The sequence below is a fragment of the Corallococcus macrosporus genome (assembly GCF_017302985.1).
In the GTDB taxonomy this organism is placed as follows: Bacteria; Myxococcota; Myxococcia; order Myxococcales; family Myxococcaceae; genus Corallococcus; species Corallococcus macrosporus_A.
Genome location: NZ_JAFIMU010000002.1, coordinates 348147 through 366661 on the forward strand (window position 1 = coordinate 348147; position 18515 = coordinate 366661).

The following is an 18515-nucleotide window of genomic DNA, read 5'->3' on the forward strand; positions in this document are numbered from 1 at the left end:
TCCTCGGGGTTTCTGCCTGCCGGAAGCGCACGCTCGATGGACAAGAACAAGATCATCGAAGCCGCCGCGAAGCTGGTCGCGAAGGGCGCGTACGACAAAGCCATCAAGGAGTACCAGAAGGTCCTGGAGGTCGACCCGAAGGACATCCGGGTCCTCCAGAAGATGGGGGAGCTGTACCAGAAGAAGAACGACAACGCGCAGGCGGCGCACTTCTTCACCAAGGTCGCGGAGAGCTACTCCTCGGACGGCTTCTTCCTCAAGGCCGTCGCCCTCTACAAGCAGGTCCTCAAGCTCAACCCGAACCTGCTGGAGGTGAACCTCAAGCTGGCGGAGCTGCACCAGCAGCTGGGATTGATGTCGGAGGCGATGGCGTACTTCCAGATCGTCGCCAACCACTACGACAAGGCGGGCGACACCAAGTCGAGCCTCGACACCCTCAAGAAGATGGTGGATCTCGACCCCGAGAACGTGGCGTCGAAGATCAAGCTCGCGGAGCTGTACGCGCGCGAGAGCATGACGAAGGAAGCGGCGCAGGAGTTCAAGCGCGCCGCAGAGTACCTCAAGCGCAACGCCCGCGCGGATGACTGGCTGCGCGTCGCCGAGCGCCTCTCCGCGCTGGAGCCGGACAACCTCCCGCTCGCGAAGGAGCTGGCCGCTTCCTACCTGCAGCGCGGCGACCAGAAGCGCGCGCTCGCCAAGCTCCAGGTCTGCTTCAAGGCGGATGGCCGCGACGTGGAGACGCTGACGCTCCTGGCCCAGGCGTTCCAGGGGCTGGGCCAGGTCTCCAAGACGGTGTCCGTCTACAAGGAACTCGCGAAGATCCACCAGGAGCGCGGCCGCACCGCCGAGTCCGACGGCGTGTGGACGCAGATTGAACTGCTGGATCCGAATGATCCGGATCTGCTCGCGCGCCGGGGACCCGTCGCGGAGCCCGAGCCGGAGCCCGCTCCCGCCGCGCACCACCCCGCGGAAGAGGCCGCGCCCGCGTGGAGCGCTCCCGCCGCCGCCGCGCCCGCCGCCCGTCCCGCGCCCGCCGCGCCGCCCGCGGCCGTGGTGCCGCCTCCTCCCGCGGGGATGAGCCGCGAGCAGCTGGCCAAGCTGCTGACGGAGACGGACGTCTACGTGAAGTACGGGCTCCACGACAAAGCGCTGGAGCACCTGCGCAAGGTCTTCTCCGTGGATCCGGAGAACCTGGACGCGCACGAGAAGGCGTACCACATCTACGTGGCGGCCAATAACGGCGCGCAGGCGTCGGAGCAGTTGCTCAACGTGCTGCGCCTGTGCACGCGCCGCGCGGACGTGCAGCGCGCGCAGCCGTACCTGGCGACCATCCTCCAGGAGAACCCGGCGCATCCCGAGGTGCCTGCCTTCCTGTCCGTGCTGCGCGCGGAAGGGGGCTTCGTGGCGCCGGCGGCGACGCCGGGCGTGGAGTCGCTGGAGGAGGACGCCATCCTGGTGGACTCCAACGACGACGAGGTCCTCGTCGCGGAGCCGCCGGAGGACGCGCTCGCGCAGCCGGAAGGCGACGAGCTGGCGCTCGCGGCGCTGAGCCACGGTTCGGACTCGGATGAGATCGTCGACGACGAGGTCGCGGAGACCACGTTGAGCGGCGAGGAAGCCGTGATGGGCGAGCCCATCAGCTCCGCCGAGCACGACGTCTACGACCTGCCGCCGCAGGACGACATGGTGGTGGCGTCCGACGAGGACTCGCTGGTGCTCGCGGACGAGCCGGGCCTGGACGGCTCCGACGCTTCCGCGGGCCTGGACGACGAGCCGCTGGTCGCTCCGGACGACGCGCTGGCGTACGCGGACGCGGGCGGCGACGAGCCCATGGTGCTCGCGGACGAGCCGGGCGGCATGTCGCTGGGCGACGAGGAGGAGGCGCCTCCCACGCGCATCCTGTCCCCGTCCCGCGCGCTGCTGGAGGAGGCCGCGCCGGACACGTACCAGATGCCGACGCTGGACGACGGCGGCGACGAAGCCCTGGTCGAGCCCGGCATGTCGCTGGGCGAGGACGACGACGCGCCCACGCGCGTGGGGCTGGCACCGCTGGACGCCTCCGCGCTGGACGACGCCGGCCTGGACGAGAGCTTCGCCGCGCCCGCCGACGAGCCCCCGTACACGGGCGGCATGTCGCTGGGCGACGAGGACGACGACGAGCCCACGGCCGCGCACATGGTGCTCGCGCCGGTGGAGGTGCCGGCCTACGACGAGCCCCAGGCCGAAACGTACGAGGAGACGCCCGAGCCGGAAGCCGAGCCCGAGGCCCTGGCGGATGCGCCGGAGCCGGAGCCGGAAGCCGAGCCCGAGGAGGAGCCTGCCTCCGAGGAGTGCGACGAGGCGTCGTTCTTCCTGGACCAGGGCCTGCTGGAAGAGGCGCGCGAAATCCTGGAGACGGTGGCCATCGCGTTCCCGGGCCACGTGCGCGCCGGGGAGCTGATGGCGCGGCTGGAGGAGCTGGAGGCCGGCGGTGGCGCGGCCCCCGCGGACGAGGCTCCCGCCGAGCCCCTGCACGTGCCCTCTGTGCAGCCGGTGACGGAAGCGTCGCTCGACGACGGCGGTGGCGGCGACGCGTTCGACCTGGCGGCGCAGCTGGCCGGAGAGCTGGACGACCTGGGCGGTGAGTCGCTGGCGGCGGTGCCCCCGGCGGACGAGGACTTCCAGTACTCGGTGGACGAGGTCTTCGCCGAGTTCAAGAAGGGCCTGGCCAAGGTGGTGAAGCCCGAGGACGTGGACACGCACTACGACCTGGGCATCGCCTACAAGGAAATGGGCCTGCTGGACGACGCCGTCCACGAGTTCGACGTCGCCCGCCAGGGCTGCGTGGGCACGCCGCGCGAGCTGGACTGCCTGACGATGATTGGCATGCTCCACACGCTGCGCGGCAAGCCGGAAGAGTCCGTGCAGGTGTTCAAGGAAGGCCTTTCCAACGTGCTCGCGACGGGCGAGGTGGCCAAGGCCCTGGGCTTCGAGCTCGCGAGCGCCTACGACGCGCTCAACGAGCCGGGCAAGGCGCTCTTCCACTTCCAGCGCGTGGCCGCGATGGACGCGAAGTACCGCGACGTGGGGTCGCAGGTGACGCGGCTGTCGGCGGTGACTGCTCCGGAAGAGGACCCGCTGCCTCGCGCCGGCAAGGGCCCCGCGACTCCGGCACCGGTTCCTGCCGCGGGCGCGCCGAAGGCTCGTAAAGTAGGGTACGTGTAGCGCGTCCCCACGAGGCCCGGCGAGCGATGACGACCTACCTCGATTTCTTCGAACTCACCCAGGAGCCGTTCTCCAACGCTCCGGTGAGCCGCTTCTATTACAACTCCGCGCAGCACTCGCAGGCCCTCACCCGGCTGATGCACGCCGTGGGCTACATGAAGGGCCTGTCCATCCTCGTGGGCGACATCGGCGCGGGGAAGACGACGCTCGCCCGGCGCATGCTCGACTCGCTTCCGGAGTCCGAGTACGAGGCCGCGCTGCTCGTCATCATCCACTCGGGAATCACCGCCCAGTGGCTGTTGCGCCGCATCGCGCTCCAACTGGGCGTGGAGAACCCCGCGCAGGAGAAGCTGGCGCTCCTGTCGCAGCTCTACCAGCGCCTCCTGCAAATCTACGAGTCCGGCAAGAAGGCCGTCGTCCTCATCGACGAGGCGCAGATGCTGGAGACGCGGGAGATCATGGAGGAGTTCCGGGGGCTGCTGAACCTGGAAGTGCCGGAGCGCAAGCTCATCTCCTTCGTCTTCTTCGGCCTGCCGGAGATCGAGAAGAACCTGAAGCTGGACCCGCCGCTCGCCCAGCGCGTGGCGCTCCGCTACAAGCTGGAGCCCTTCACGGCGGAGTCCACCGAGGCGTACGTGAAGCACCGGCTGCGGCTCGCCGGCTGCCCGCGCATGCCGTTCTCGCCGGAAGCGCTGCTCGCCGTCCACGAGCACTCCGGCGGCACCCCGCGCGTCATCAACACCTTGTGCGACAACGCCCTCTTCGAGGCGTTCCTGGCGCGCTCGGAGACCATCAGCGCGGAGCTGGTGCACCGCATCGGGACGAACCTGGGACTCCAGGGCGGCTCGGCTGCTGCCCAGGCAGGCGAGCGAGCGAGCGCTCCCGCCACGTCGCTGCCCCGGACGGCGAACACGAAAATCGACCTGGCGGAGATCGACCGCTACCTCGAGGGACTCGGTAAGCTCTAGCGGCTTGTCCCTCCCCAGCCGCAACAGCGCAGCGCGCAAGGCGCTCTTGTGGGTGCTCCTCGTGGTGTCGGGGAGCATCCTGCTATTGCGTCAGCCGTTCACCTGGGACGCCGCCTGCACCGTCGCGCGCAGGCACCTGCCGGACCTGCTGGGCGTGGACATCGGCATCGGCCGGTGCGAGCTGGATCCGCTGGGCTCGCGCGTGGTGCTGCACGGCGTGTCGGTGTTCGCTCGCGGCACGGACACGCCGCTGTTCGCCGCGGACGAGGCGGAGGTGGCGCTGGGCTTCCTGTCGCCCCTGTCGCGCCGCCTCATGCTGGGCCAGGTTCGCGTGCGCCATCCGCGCGTGGCGTTGGATTTGTCCCGGCCCTCTTCGAGCCCGCCATCCTCCGACAGCACGTGCCCGCTCACGCCGCTGACGCGCGTGGGCGTGGGGCGCCTGGACATCACCGGCGCGGAGGTGCGCCTCGCACTGCCGGAGGGACGCGGCGTGGAGGTGGAGAACCTGGACGTGGGCTGGGTGGAGCACTGGGGCGTGATGGAGCTGGAGGTCGGCGCGCGGCGCGGCCTGGTGCGCCTGGGCGCGGGCGGCGGCGAGCTGTCGCTGGGACAACTGGGCTTCACCGGCGCGTTGGATCCCGACGAGGGGCTGCTGGACGTGGAGCGCGCGGAGGTGACGCTCGACGACATCACCGCCACGGTGTCCGGCCGCGTGGAGACGCTGTGCCATCCGGTGCTCGCGCTGGACGCGCAGGTGTTCCTGCCGCTGCGCACGCTGTCGCAGGCGAAGCTGCTGCCGCGCCCGGCCACCGGACACCTGTGGACGCGCCTGTCCTTCACCGGGAAGCCCTCCGCGCTGGCGGTGGGCGCGGACCTGTCCGCGAGCAACCTGGCCTATGAGCAGTACGGCCCGGTGAGCCTCAACGCGCGCCTGTCGTACGCGGGGGACCGCGTGCGCGTGGAGTCGCTGGAGGCGCCGCTGGGAAGCGGCAAGGTGAAGCTGTCGGGCGCGCTCCAGCTCACGCCGGAGCTGCCGGTGGACGTGACGCTCCAGACGGAGGACGCGTCGTTCGGGCGCATCCTGGAGCGAGCGGGCGTGGCGGGCTCCTGGGTGGACTTCCCCGCGACGGCGAACGCGCACCTCACCGGGACGCTGCTGCCCCGGCCGTCGCTGTCCGGGCCGCTGGACCTGCGCAGCGGCCGCTTCGTGCTGGCCACGCGCGCGTTCGACGCACCACCGAGCGCCGGCAAGACGCTGCTCACCTTCGAGCGCGGCCGCGCGCAGACAGCCGTGAAGCTGACGGGCGACCGCGTGTCCTTCACCCGCCTCACGGTGGAGTCCGGACGCTCGCGCGTGCACGGCGACGTGACGCTCTACTTCGACACCGCGCGCGGCCTGGACATCCAGGGCAACGGCGAGCTGGAGCTGTCGGACTTCGGCCACATCGCGGAGCTGCCGTGGTCCGGCAAGGGCTCCGCGAACTACTCCATCGTGGGGCCGTACTCGGACGTGAAGGTGGACGCGAGCCTGTCCCTGCGCGACTTCACCTTCTGGGGCTTCGGCCTGGGCGTGACGCAGGCGAAGCTGTCGTACTCCAACGGGCTCCTGTCGTTCCCGTCGCTCACCGGCCAGAAGGGGCGCACGCAGTACTTCGGCAAGGCAGCGCTCACCTTCGCGCGCCTGCTGCACCTGCGCCTGGACGTCACGGTGCCACAGGGGCGTACGGAGGACCTGGTGGACCTGGTGGCGGGCCTGAGTCCGTCCATCGCCGTGATTCAAGGCCAGTTCGCCGGCGCGGCCTCCGGGCGCGTGGAAATCGACAGCCCGCTGGAGAAGCTGGAGGGGCTGGTGGCCTTCGACCTGCGCGACACCACGTACCTGGGACGGCGGCTGGGCGCGGGCTCCGCGCGGCTGCGCTTCGTGGACGGCAAGGAGATGGTGCTGGAGCGCACCGTGCTGGACGGCCGGCTGGGGCGCAGCTGGGTGGAGGGCTCCTTCGGCTTCGCCACGGGCGCGCTGGACTACCGCTTCGGCGGCGAGAACCTGTCGCTGGCGGAGGCCGTGGGCCCGGAGACCGCGGAGGAGATGGGCATCCAGGGCGCGCTCGCGCTCGCGGGCACCGTGGCGGGCACGGCGGACAAGCCCGACATCCAGGCCACGCTGAAGGGGCCGCGCATCACCTTCGCGTCGCGCGACCTGGGGGCCATGGACCTCGCGCTGCACCAGGAGGGCAAGCAGCTGCGCATCACCGGCCGCCCCTTCCGCGACGCGCAGGGCTCGCTGTCCATGACGGTGAAGGAGCCCTACCTCTTCGAGTCCAACATCGACCTGCTGCTGCCGGAAATCCGGCCGCTGCTGCCCCAGGTGCCGGCGCTCGCGGGCGTCACCGGCATGCTCGCGGGGCGCGTGGCGATGCAGGGCCCGCTGTTGCAGCCGGAGGGCTACCAGGTGGGGGCCACGGTGCGGGAGCTGTCGCTCGCGCGGGGCGACCTGCGCGGCCGCAACCAGGGGCCCATCGTGCTGACGTACATCAACGGGCGGCTGGACGTGCAGCCCTTCCGCTTCAGCGGCGCGTCGGTGGACGTCACGCTGGGCGGCTGGATGAGCAAGCGCGCCATGAACATGAGCCTGCGCGAGGGGCGCATGGACGTGCGCCTCCTGGAGCCGCTCCTGCCGGGCATGGAGCGCGTGGGAGGGCAGCTGCGCGTGGACGCGGAGGCCACGGGTTCGCTGGACGCGCCGTCGGTGGTGGGCACCGCGGAGCTGTCCGACGTGCGGATGTCCATGCGCGACCTGCCGCTCACCGTGCGCGGCATGTCCGGCCGCTTCGAGATGACGGGCCAGCGCGTGCTGCTGGAGCACCTGCAGGCCCAGGTCAACGACGGCCAGGTGTCCGCGCGCGGCGACATCCGGCTGGAGCGCTTCGTGCCCAAGCGGCTGGCGCTGACGCTGCAACTGGATGCCGTGCCGTACCGGATGACGGAGGACCTGCCGCTCACCGTGTCCGGCCTGTTGCAGGTCGTGGGACCGCCCACGGGGCCCACCGTCACGGGCGGGCTGGACATCGTCAAGCTGCGCTACCAGAAGCCGCTCGACATCGAATCGCTGCTCAAGACGATGCAGAAGAAGCCGCAGCTCGCGGTGGGCGGCGGAGGCGAGCGCGCGAGGGACCCCTTCTTCACCTGGGACGTCAACGTGCACTTCGGTGACGTGCGCGTGGACAACAACCTGGCGAAGGCGCGGCTGTTGGGTGACGTGCGGCTCACCGGCACGGACGTGAAGCCGGGGCTTTTGGGCCGCGTGGAGGCGGCCGAGGGCAGCCAGGCGTTCTTCCGCAACAACCTCTTCACCATCGAGCAGGGGCAGCTGGAGTTCCGCGACGCGTCCGGCATCGACCCGGTGTTCGAGGTGCAGGCGCAGACGTCGGTGCGCGAGTTCGTGGTGAAGCTGCACGCCTTCGGCCGGCCGGCCAACCCGCTGGTGGTGCTGTCCTCGGAGCCGGTGCTCACGGAAGGGGACATCCTGTCGCTGCTGACACTGGGCGTGACGAGCGCGGACAAGGACACGGCCGCGTCGGCGAGCTACGGTCTGGCGGCGGAGGCACTCTTCAACGTGTCGGGACTGGACAGGCAGGTGCGCCGGTTCCTGCCCAGCAACCCGGTCCTCAGGGATTTGTCCCTGCAGATCTCCACCACCTACAACGACGCCACCCGGCAGGCGGAGCCCACCGCACAACTGGAGTCGAAGTTCCTGTCCGAGCAGCTTAAAATCGGGATGACCCAGCCTGTGAGTGGGCGAGGCACCCGGGCACGCGCTGAGTACCGCTTCGACGACCGTCTTTCCGCACAGGCCCAGTGGGACAACGAGAACAGCCAGGCGTCGTTCGGAAACCTCGGGCTCGAGCTGAAGCTGGGCTGGGAGGTCGAGTAGCCGCGCTGACCGCGGTGCTGCTCCTCGTGTGCGCGCAGCCCGCCTTCGCGGCGCCCACTGGCCACGACGACGAAGCGCCCGCGGTGGTCGCGGTGGAGCTGCACCTGCCGGAGGGCATGGCCGCGGACGGGCTGTCGGGGCTCGTCACGCTGCGCAAGGGTCAGGCGCTGACGCCCGGCGCGGTGCGCAAGTCGGTGGAGCAGCTCTTCGCCACCGGACGCTTCGCGGACGTGGTGGCGCTCACGCAGGACGTGCCGGGTGGGGTGCGGCTCGTCTTCCAGCTCACGCCGCTGCCCTTGCTGTCGCACGTGGCGGTGCGCGGCAACCACGTCCTCACGTCCGGGGAGCTGCTGGAGGCGAGCGGGCTGCTCCAGGGTGGGCCGTTGGATCCGGAGGAGCTGGACACCGCGGCGGCCTCCGTGCGCGAGGCCTACCAGCGCAAGGGCTACGACGCCGTCGACATCCGGGTGGAGGAGCGGCCGGTGCCCGCGGGCGGCGTCGCGGTGACGCTGGTGGTGGAGGAGGGCAAGCCCACGCGCGTGCGGCAGGTGACCTTCTCCGGCAGCCCCGCGCTGCCGCTGCCGCGCCTGGTGGAGGCGCTGGGGATGAAGCCCGGCGAGGTGTTCGACCGGGCGAAGCTGGACTTCGGGCTGGAGCGGCTGCGGGCGCTGTTGCGCGAGGGCCGGCACTGGCGGGCCTGGGTGGGCACGCCCACCGTCGTCGTGGAGGACAGCGAGGCGTCCGTGGCGGTGCCGGTGTCGGCGGGCCCCGCGTTCCACCTGCGCTTCACGGGCAACCGCCGCTTCCCCAGCTCGCTGCTGGCGCGCGTGGTGGCCTACGACGGCGAGGAGGCGATGGACGAGGCCGTGGCGGCGCGGCTCGCGCGGCGGCTGGAGGCGTTCTACCGGCGGCGCGGCTTCCACGACGTGCGCGTGCGGCCGCTGGAGCTCATCCGTCCGGACGGGGACGCGGCGGTGCTGGGCTTCCAGGTGGACGAGGGCGCTCCGCTGCTCGTGACGGACGTACGCTTCCACGGCAACGCGGCGCTGTCGTCCGAGCTGCTGCGCTCCATGCTCACCAACCAGGTGGCGGCGCAGGAGACGTGGCCGGAGCTGGACCTGGCCATGCGCGAGGATCCGCTGGAGACCGAAGGGCGCGAGCGGCGCTACGACACGAGCGTGGTGTCCCCGCCGGATCCGTCCACGGTCTACGTGGAGGACGCGTGGCTGGAGGCCGCGGACGCCATGACGACGGCCTACCGCGAGCAGGGCTTCGCGTCCGCGCAGGTGACCTTCCGTGGCCTCGAGGTGGATGCGGTCCGCCACACGGCGGAAGCGGACTTCGACGTGGAGGAGGGACCGCGCGCGCTGATCCGCGCGCCCATCTTCCTGGGCATGCCGCTGGAGGTGGATCCGGTCTGGGTGACGCTGCTGCTGCCCGCGGGGACGCCGCTGAGCTTCGAGAAGGTGGACCAGGCGCAGGCCGCGCTGGAGCGGGGACTGGGCCGCGAGGGCTACCTCTTCGCTCGCGTGAGCAACTCCGTGTCGGTGGAGGAGAACGGCACCTCCGCGCAGGTGACCTACCGCACGGACGCGGGGCCTCGCGTGCGCGTGGGGCAGGTGCTGCTCCAGGGGCTGACGCGCTCGGATCCGGACGTGGTGCTGGCGCAGTTGGACCTGAAGCCCGGGCAGCCGCTGTCGGTGGAGGCGCTGGCGGAGGCGCAGCGCCGGCTGTCGCGGTTGGGGCTGTTCCGGCAGGCGGAGGTGTCGCTGGCGGACCCCAACCGCCGCGAGGCCTCCAAGGACGTGCTGGTGACGGTGCAGGAGCGCCCGCGCATCGACGGCGAGGTGTCCGGTGGCTACTTCCTGGTGGACGGTCCGCGCATCACGCTGGATACCGCATGGCGCAACCTGGACGGCCGGGGGCTGAACCTGCTGGCGCGCGGCAAGGTGAACTACGCGGGCGCGAGCGCGGAGGCGCTGTCGTCGTCGCGGCTTCCGACCGGGTGCTCCACCGGTGAGCTGTCCGGCGAGGCGTGTGAGTCCGACCTGGACGGCTTCAGCGGCCTGGGCGGACGCGGCAACCTGGCGCTGTCCCAGCCCCGGCTGTCCTTCCTGGCGCCGCAGGAGATTGGCGCGCGGCTGGACCTGATTGGCGAGCGCGTGCACCGGCCGTCGTACCTGTCCACGCGGTTCGCGGCGGTGCTGGGTGCGGACTGGGCGCTGGCGTCGTGGGTGAACGTGTCGCTCCAGTACGAACTGGAGAACAACCGGCTGCGCTCGCGCGCGGGCGTGCTGGAGCTGATCAACCGCGCGGACCAGGAGCGCCTGCGCTACCCGTACGGTGACTTCGCGCTGCACTCGCTGCGCCCGTCCATGACGCTGGACTTCCGCGACGACCCGGCGAATCCGCGCCGGGGCATGGTGCTCAGCAGCAGCGTGGAGTTCATGCGCGGCATCAGCGTCCACCCCACGGACGTCGCGGGCAACCGCGTGCCGGAGTTCCCCATCGACGGCGTGAAGCTGTCCGGCAGCGTGAGCGCGTACGCGCCGCTGGGCCGCCGCGCGAGCGTGGCGGTGAGCGCGCGCGCGGGCACCATCGTGCCGCTGACGCAGGGGGCGCAGAACATCGGGTCGAAGCTGTTCTACCTGGGCGGCTCGTCCAGCCTCCGGGGCTTCCGCGAGGACGGCGTGCTGCCGCAGGACGTGCGCGAGGTGCTGCACCAGCGGCTGGCCGCGTGCCGCGCGGTCATCACCCCCGCGGGCTGCCCGGACGACCTGAAGGCGGTGCTCTCCGGCCAGGTGCCCGCGAGCCAGGGCGGTGAGCTCTTCACGCTGGCCAAGGCGGAGCTGCGCGTGCCGGCCATCTCCGCGTTGGACCTGGGGCTGTTCTTCGAGGCGGGCAACCTGTGGCAGGACCGCACGTTGTTCGACCCGGGCGTGCTGCGCTACGCGGCGGGCGTGGGCCTGCGCTACGTGACGCCCGTGGGCCCGCTGGCCTTCGACGTGGGCTTCAACCTGGACCGCGACGAAGCGCTCAACGAGGCCCCCACGCAGTTCCACTTCAGCATCGGGACGTTCTGACCGGAGGCCTTCGCTTGCGACCCGAACGTGTGCGCCGTGGAATGTCTTGGGGCCTGGCCCTGCTGGGCGTGGGCGCGCTCGCGTGTCAGCACGGGCCGGACGCCGCCGCGAAGGTGCCGCGTCCCGCGTGGATGCCTCCGGAGGGCAGTTGTCCCCGGGGCGCGCAGCTCCAGATGGAGCGGCTGGGGCTGAAGGTGGGGGACCGCATCCCCGTCATCGTGGACAGCATCCAGGACCACCCGGGGCCGGCCCGCTACAACTACAGCTTCGTCATCGCGCTGCCGCAGGCGGAAGGGGAGGCGAAGCTGCCGGGGGCGCGCATCGGCGGACGGCTCTACGTGACGAAGCACCGCGTGTTCGGCCGGTATGACCGCATCTTCACCCCGGAGAGCGGTGCCACGTCGGTGCCCTTCTGCGGCGTGCTGCTGGACTCGCGCTGGGACCGGGATGGCGAGGGGCTCATCGCGTATCCCAGCCCCATGAAGGGCTTCTCCGTGGTGCAGGACAACACGGGCGTCATCCAGGTGGTGGACCGCTACCCGTGAGGCCGGACCGTCAGTCGACGTGCAGGCTGTAGGACTGCTTGTCGTTGGCGAGCAGGTCCACGACGCTGATTTCGAAGGTGAAGTCGGTCCCGCTCGTGGGCTTGCCGTAGAGGACACCCTCCTTCGTGTCGAAGAGGATGCCCGGCGGCAGCGCTCCGTCCTTCACGCTCCAGCTGAACAACGAGCCGGAGCCACCGGTCGTCTGGAGGGTGTAGCTGTAGTCGGAGCCCACGCGTCCGGTGGGCACCGCGCGCGACAACAGCTTGACGTTGCCGGTGGCGTTCGTGAGGGTGATGGAGAGCGTGCCGGTGACGGACTGGGGGGGCGTGTCACTGTCCGTCACGACCACCATGAACGACGTCTTCCCGGCCTGCGTCGTGGTCCCGGTGATGGTGCCGTCCGCCGCGAGCGTCAGTCCCGACGGCAGCGACTGCTCCGGCGCGAGGGCGAAGCTGTACGGGCCCTTGCCGCCGGTGGCGGAGATGCGCTCGGTATAGTCGCGATTGCTGGCGGCGTCCGCCAGCGGCTCCGGCCCCGCGATCCGCAGCAGCGGACGGGCGTACAGGGTCAGGTTGCCTCTGGCGCGCTTCCGCGGATTGCCGCTGTCCGTCACCTCCATGGGGAGTGACAGGTTCCCCGCGCGCGGGGGCTTGCCGATGACGTGGCCCGCGCTATCGATCGAGATGCCCTCGGGCAAGTCGCTGGTGGCGGTGAACGCGTACGGTGGCGTGCCGCCCCGGGCCTGGATCCGAGCGGAGTAGGAAGCGCCCTCGATGGCGTCCGGCAGGCTGGGCTCCAGCGCGAGCGCGGGAGTGCCCGGATCCGGTTCGCCCGCGTCCGCCACGCCAGAGTCCACGCTGCCCGCGTCCACCTCCACGCCGGCATCCTGCTCCGTGCCCGCGTCATCCACGGGCGCGGGTCCGTCATCGCAAGGCCCACCTTCGCCACATGCCGGCAGACAGCGGTTCTCCGCGGCAAGACACGAGGTTCCGGAAGGGCAGCCACCGGCGGGGTCGCACGCGGCGAAGCGGGACAGGTCCGGCACGAACGTGCACGCCCCCACCACCAGGACAACGGCACCGGTCAGCGCGGCGAGCAGCTTCCTCATGGCAGCTCCCAGATGAAGGACACCGCGCCTCCGATGCCCAGCAACGCGCCCACACCCAGCAGCACGTTGGACGTGCGCGCCTGACGCCGGCCCGCGTCGAGCCTCGACGCGAAGCAGTCCGCGAAGGCCTGCCCGGCCGTGGCGCACTCGCCGCCGTTCGTCGACACCTTCGACTCCGTGCTTCGCGCCGCCAGCCCGAAGCCCACGCCCGCGATGAGCGCCGCGCCGCCCGCACCCCACAGCACCTTGGGCAGCACTCGCGAACCCTGGGGCTGCCGCACCGCGCGCGCCGTCACCAGCGGCGACCAGACCTGCTGGAGCGCGTGGGTCGCGCGCGCGTCCGCTTCGCCCGGTGCCGTCGCCGGTGCCTCGAACTGCGCTCGCGTCTCCGAGCCCTGCGCGTCCGTCACCGTCAGCGCGACGCTGCGCTTGCCTCCCACGCCCAGCGCCACCCCTCGCACCAGCCTGCGCACGCCCAGCGCCGTGGCCTGCGTGCTCCGGCACTCCGCGTCGCTGCACGTCGCCAGCGCCGCGCCGGCACCGCGCAGCCTCGCCACCGTGTCCTCGCGCGACTCCAGGCATGCGTCTGGCAACGCGGCCACCGCGCGCCGCGTGGCGTCCTCCAGCTCGCGCGCGTCCTCGGACGGCAGGGCCAGTCTCTCGAAGGGCACGAGCACCACGCGCGTCTGCGCGTCGCATGGCGCGGACACCCGCAGCAGCATGAACAGCAGGGACGCGGGGAGGCTCATGGCACCAGGAGCGCGTCGGCCTCGTCCGACGGCGGAGTGACGCCGAGGCTCGCCATGTAGCCCCGGTAGAAGCGCGGTCCGAACGGCACGGAGAAGAGCTTGAAGCGCAGCGCGTCCTCCACCGCGCCCCGGGCCGCCACGCTGGAGTCGCTCCAGCGCAGGCCGCCCGCGTCCACCACCTCCGACGCCCGGGTGATGGAGAACGACGCTTCACGGCCGTTGGCCCGCAGGTAGTAGCCACGCCTCACGGGCAGCGACACCACCAGCGGACGCTCGCGCTCCTTGTGCAGCTCCACCACGCGGATGCCTCGCGCGTCCTCCACCCACAGCCGGCCCGCCACGCCCGTGGGCACCAGCAGGTAGCCCAGCGACGCGGCGTCGGCCAGGTTCGTCAGCGCGAACGTCCGGTCCAGCGCGGGCGGCTGGATGTACACGCGCGACTGGCCCCGCACGTCGTCGATGCCCTGGCTCGCGGCGGCCACGAAGGCCCGCAGCTCCGCGTAGTCCACCTTGCCGTCCCCGTTCACGTCGCCCGCGCCCGACAGCGCCGAGCGCACCATGTGGCTGAAGACGCCGGAGCGGATGGCGCTCCACTCGTGGCTCTCCTGCTCCGACGACGTGGACAGCACCACGCCCACCTGCGGGAAGCGCTCCAGCTCGCGGTTGCCCAAAAGCCCCTTCACCGCGTCCGCGTACGCGGGACCCACCGGCAGCGCGCCGCGCGAGTGGACGAAGAAGTACGAGTCACACGCGTCCACGATGAGCTGGAGGAACGACGCCTTGCTCGGCGCCAGCACCCGCGAGTACAGCTCCGTGCGCGTCAGCGGCCCGTCCAGCAGGCTCACCGACCCTTCACCCGCGGCGCCGCGCTTGCCGTGGCCCACGAAGACGAAGGACAGCACCGGCACCGCGCCCTTCGCCCGGTCCTCCGCCATGCGGCCGTTCAGCCGGGCGAGCGCGTCCATCAGCGCGGCGCGCGTGGGAGGCCGCGTCTTCGCGGCGAGCCCCGGGTGCAGGGCCTGCGTGTCCGGGTCCAGCACGCTCAGCAGCACCACCTCCCGCGAGCGGGGCGCGAACAGCTCGTAGTACCGGGCGCCGTCGTCGTCCGCGTAGCGCAGGGGGGCCTGGGACGGCTCGGTGCCCGTGTTGCTGGCCACGATGAGGGCGTAGTGCACCTGCTCCGGCGCGGCGCTCGCAGCGCTTCCGGCCAGGAGCAAGACACCCAGGGCCAGCGGCCTGTGAGAGGGCATTCGCATCAGGGGATTGCGCGGTGCGCTGTGGGAAAGAATGCCACGGGGCGCAACCGACAATCCACCGCAGGCCGCTCGCGACAACATACGGATGACGGAACCGCGACGGACGCGGTAAGCCCCTGAGGGATGGAGTGGGATGACGACACGCTGCGCCGTTTTCGCGAAGGCACCCCGGAGGTGCTGGCGGACGTGTATCGCGCGCACGCGGAGCCGCTCGCTCGCCTGCTCAAGGCGGCCGCATGGCGGGGAGCCTTCACCCGCCTGAGGAACGCGATGGAGTTGGAGAACACGCTGCTGGAGACCTTCGCTCGCGCCTTCGAGCCGCGCACCCGCGCCGCGTACAACGGCACGCGCCCCTATGCCCACTTCCTGATGGGCATCGCGCGCAACGTGCTGCTGGAGCAGTCGCGCGAGCGCGAGATGGTGGGCCGGGACGAAGCCTTCGAGGGACTCACCGAGTCCTCTCCCGAGGACGGCGGACTGGCGGAGCTGCTGGAGGACCGCGAGGTGGAGGCGCTGCTCGCGGCGTTCAAGGATGGGCTGTCGCGCGAGGAGCACCGGCTGTTCGAGCTGCGCTTCGCCGAGGGCGTGGCCCAGGAAGAGGCGGCCACGGCGCTGGGCCTCACGCGCATCCAGGTGCGGCGGCGCGAGTTCGGGTTGAAGTCCAGGCTGCTGGGGTTCCTCCAGTCGAAGGGGTACCTCGAGGACCTGGAGACGCAGGGCTGGAGCTTCTTCAGACGGCGGGGTACGCGATGAGTGGATGTGACGACCGCCGGGCGAAGCAGGCCATGGCCGCCCTCTTCGAGAAGGGCCGTGACGGGCTGGACGCGGACGGCTTCGAGCGCCTGCGCGCGCACCTGGCCACGTGCCCCGCCTGTCAGCAGACGTACACGCGGCTGTCGCGCGTGGAGTCGGTGATGGAGCAGCGCGCGCTGCCCCAGGCCCGGAGCGCGCTGCTGGAGCAGGCGCTGTTCGCGAGGCTGCAACCGGCCCCGGCTCGGGCCGTGGTGGCACCGGAGCGCAAGAAGTGGTTCGCGTCCCCGCTCCTCATGCCCCTGTCGCTGGGCGCCGCCGCGGCGGCCGTGGCGCTGGTGGTGGTGGCGCCTTCGCTGGAGCGTCCGGAGCAGGGCGCGCCGGAGTGGCAGGCGCGCTCCTCCGCGCCAGGCGTCGGGGCCTGGGGCGTGCGCGCCTTCTGCATCGCGCCCACGGGCACGGTGCTGGCGGAGGCCCGGCCCGGTGGGACGCTGACGTGCGCGGAGGGCAACGCGGTGCAGTTCAGCTACACCGCGCCGGAGCGCGTGCGCCTGTCGCTGGAGGGGCTGCCCCGGTCCGGCGGGGAGCCGCTGCGCTTCTTCCCCAGTGAGGGCGCGGCCCCGGAGGTCGCCGCGGGCGTGGACGTCCCGCTGCCCTTCAGCACGCCCGTGCAGGGCGGGTGGCTGACGGGCCCCGTGCCGGTGCACGCGCGCTTCACGGACGCGCAGGGCCGCACCGTCGCGGACACGCAGGTCACGCTCACGCCCCGCTGAGCGGTTTCAAACGAACAACCCCCCTCCCGTGCGAGCACAGGAGGGGGGCGGGGACTGCCGTGCCTTGTGGGGTCCGTGAGTGACTACGGACGCGGGACGCGGCGGTCCACTTCCGCGGTGCCGGTGTACTGCGTGGACACGTTCAGGAAGCCCTTGAGCTGAACGCGCCAGGTGCCGGCGGGAGGGTTCGTGATGGTGACGGCCTCACCGGTGGAGGTGCCCTCGGCGCTGGTCGCGACGAGCTCCCCGTTGGGGCCATAGACATACAGGTCCAGGTCGTAGGCAGGGTTGCCCCAGTCCGTCCGGATGCGCAGGGCGTTGGCGCCCGAGGGCACCACCAGCGGGTGTTCGTGCTGCGCGGCGCGCAGGGACAGGTCCACCACCGGGAGGTTGATGCTCGTCTTCACCGTGCCCGTCCAGCTGGGAAGGGCGGTGGTCTGCGTGGTGTAGCGGGTGCCCACGGCGTCATTCACCAGCTTCGTCGCCGCGTAGACGTCCGCGTAGCCCGCGCCCACCTCCCACGTCTCCAACTGGCGCGTGTTGCCCGCCGCGTCCGTCGCGTACATGGGCCGCGCCGTGGCCTGCACCGCCGCGAGCACGCCGTCCATGTTGAGTGCGGGGTTCACCTCCAGGAGCAGCGCGGCGACGCCAGACATGTGCGGCGCGGCCATCGAGGTGCCGGAGCTGGCCGCGTAGAACGGCTCCGGGTGAAGGAGGTCCAGGCCCAGGTACGGCTGCATGATGGTGCCGGTGAGCGCGCGCGCCGCCACGATGTTCACGCCGGGCAGCGTAATGTCCGGGTGGTGGAACTCGTCGCCCGGGATGCCGCGGCTGGAGAAGCCCGCCAGCTCGCCCGGCGTGTCCTGGCTGAGCAGCGGGTTGATGGCCGCCGTGGTGTCGCGCGACGTGCCGGCCGCGACGGAGATGGCGCACGGCGAGGCGCTGTAGGGATTCAGCGTGTCCGGGTCGGAGCCCTCGTTGCCCGCGGCGAACACCACCACCATGCCCAGGTCGTAGGCTCGCTTCGTCGCGATGGAGATGGGGTCGAACGGCGCGAAGTGGCTGCCGCTGGTGCCCCACGAGTTGGAGATGACGCGCACGTTGTGCGCTTCGCGGACGTCGGGGTCCATCAGGAAGGCGAAGCCCTCCAGCGCGAACAGGATGCTCAGCGCGTCACCGGTGCCCACGCCCAGCAGCTTCGCGCCAGGGGCCACGCCCTGGTGCCTGCCGCCCGAGCGCGCACCCGAGCCGGCGATGATGCTGGCGCAGTGCGTGCCGTGGCCGCTGGTCAGGTCGCTGTTCGGCGTGTCGATGTACAGCGCGCCGCCCACGCCGACATCCAGCGGGGACGCGACGACCTTCACGTTGCGCGCCACGTTGGGGAAGTCGCCGTGCGTGCCGTCCAGGCCGGAGTCGATGACGCCCACGCCGATGCCCGCGCCCGTCGTCCCGTACACGGTGCGCGCGGTGTCCGCGTGGATGTACGGCACGCTGGTGTCCAGGAAGTACTGGAGCGGCTTGTCCTCGTAGATGGAGAGCAGGCCCAGCGGCTGCAACTCCTGGCGCAGCTGGGTGATGAGCTGCGGCGTCACCGGGGCCTTCAGCGCCACCATGGGCAGCGACTTGAGCGCCAGCACGTTGCCCAGGCCCAGCCCCTGCGTCACTCCGCCCAGCGTCCGCGTCAGGCCGCCCAGGACGGCGTCCAGGTTCAGCACCCCGCCCGTCGCGTTCGCGGTGTTGAAGGAGAGGATGAGCGTGCGCACGGAGCCGTCCGTGTGCAGCGCCGGATCCACCACCGCCTGGCTGAGCGCCGCCTGCGCCGCGCTGGACGCATAGAGCGCGTTGCAGGCACTGGGAGTCGTGGCCGCCGCAGTGACGATGGACCGCGAGGCCGACGTGACGGCGGGCCGCGCCTCCGGCTTCGAGCCCTCCTCCTGCGAGGCGCTCGCGCCACAGCCCAGGACGGCGGCGGTGGCGGCGGCCCAACCCAGCGACATCAAACGCTTCATGTGGTGTTCCCCCGAGGTGTGCGGCGGCTTTCCAAGGTCCGCGCGCAAAAAAGGGGTGACGCGGACGCGCCCGCATGGATCGCGGTCTCACCGGATTGTTCTGTAGTGGCTGAATCCGGAGGGCTGTCGGGGAAGAGGG

The 18515-nt window shown here is 71.6% G+C and carries 11 protein-coding genes; 7 read left to right on the forward strand and 4 right to left on the reverse strand.

Features of this window, described 5'->3' with window-relative positions; genetic code table 11:
* The first annotated feature begins 36 nt into the window (after positions 1 to 36).
* Genes JYK02_RS01795 through JYK02_RS01815 form a run of 5 tightly spaced genes read left to right on the forward strand, consistent with a single transcriptional unit; the run spans position 37 to position 11731 of the window.
* Entirely contained in the window at positions 37 to 3204 is a 3168-nt protein-coding gene (locus JYK02_RS01795) for a tetratricopeptide repeat protein (RefSeq protein WP_207048117.1), read from the forward strand.
* A gap of 26 nt (positions 3205 to 3230) precedes the next feature.
* Positions 3231 to 4172, forward strand: coding sequence for an ExeA family protein (locus tag JYK02_RS01800; RefSeq protein WP_207048118.1), 942 nt, complete (start codon positions 3231 to 3233; stop codon positions 4170 to 4172).
* A gap of 4 nt (positions 4173 to 4176) precedes the next feature.
* On the forward strand, positions 4177 to 8103 hold the full coding sequence (locus JYK02_RS01805) for a translocation/assembly module TamB domain-containing protein (RefSeq protein WP_207048119.1): 3927 nt from the start codon (positions 4177 to 4179) through the stop codon (positions 8101 to 8103).
* A 14-nt stretch (positions 8104 to 8117) separates the two neighbouring features.
* On the forward strand, positions 8118 to 11186 hold the full coding sequence (locus JYK02_RS01810) for a POTRA domain-containing protein (RefSeq protein ID WP_207048120.1): 3069 nt from the start codon (positions 8118 to 8120) through the stop codon (positions 11184 to 11186).
* A 41-nt stretch (positions 11187 to 11227) separates the two neighbouring features.
* Positions 11228 to 11731: a hypothetical protein gene (locus JYK02_RS01815; protein WP_207048121.1), complete on the forward strand. Its 504-nt coding sequence runs from the start codon at positions 11228 to 11230 to the stop codon at positions 11729 to 11731.
* 10 nt (positions 11732 to 11741) lie between these two features.
* On the opposite strand, the gene JYK02_RS01820 is transcribed toward JYK02_RS01815, so the two are convergent.
* Genes JYK02_RS01820 through JYK02_RS01830 form a run of 3 tightly spaced genes read right to left on the reverse strand, consistent with a single transcriptional unit; the run spans position 11742 to position 14838 of the window.
* Complete coding sequence (locus tag JYK02_RS01820; protein ID WP_207048122.1) at positions 11742 to 12839, reverse strand: Ig domain-containing protein; 1098 nt, start codon at positions 12837 to 12839, stop codon at positions 11742 to 11744.
* Positions 12836 to 13588, reverse strand: coding sequence for a hypothetical protein (locus tag JYK02_RS01825; protein WP_207048123.1), 753 nt, complete (start codon positions 13586 to 13588; stop codon positions 12836 to 12838). The genes JYK02_RS01820 and JYK02_RS01825 overlap by 4 nt, the downstream gene beginning before the upstream one ends.
* On the reverse strand, positions 13585 to 14838 hold the full coding sequence (locus JYK02_RS01830) for a hypothetical protein (protein WP_207048124.1): 1254 nt from the start codon (positions 14836 to 14838) through the stop codon (positions 13585 to 13587). The genes JYK02_RS01825 and JYK02_RS01830 overlap by 4 nt, the downstream gene beginning before the upstream one ends.
* A gap of 129 nt (positions 14839 to 14967) precedes the next feature.
* On the opposite strand from JYK02_RS01830, the gene JYK02_RS01835 reads away from it, so the two are divergent.
* Both JYK02_RS01835 and JYK02_RS01840 read left to right on the forward strand, forming a co-directional pair.
* The gene (locus JYK02_RS01835; protein ID WP_207048125.1) at positions 14968 to 15597 is read left to right on the forward strand and encodes an RNA polymerase sigma factor; all 630 of its coding nucleotides are present in this window, start codon (positions 14968 to 14970) and stop codon (positions 15595 to 15597) included.
* A complete protein-coding gene (locus tag JYK02_RS01840; protein ID WP_207048126.1) occupies positions 15594 to 16367 on the forward strand; it encodes an anti-sigma factor family protein in 774 nt (257 codons plus the stop codon). The genes JYK02_RS01835 and JYK02_RS01840 overlap by 4 nt, the downstream gene beginning before the upstream one ends.
* 83 nt (positions 16368 to 16450) lie before the next feature.
* On the opposite strand, the gene JYK02_RS01845 is transcribed toward JYK02_RS01840, so the two are convergent.
* Positions 16451 to 18376 carry a S8 family serine peptidase gene (locus JYK02_RS01845; protein ID WP_207048127.1) on the reverse strand — a complete coding sequence of 642 codons (1926 nt, stop codon included), beginning with the start codon at positions 18374 to 18376 and terminating at the stop codon, positions 16451 to 16453.
* Positions 18377 to 18515 lie beyond the last annotated feature (139 nt).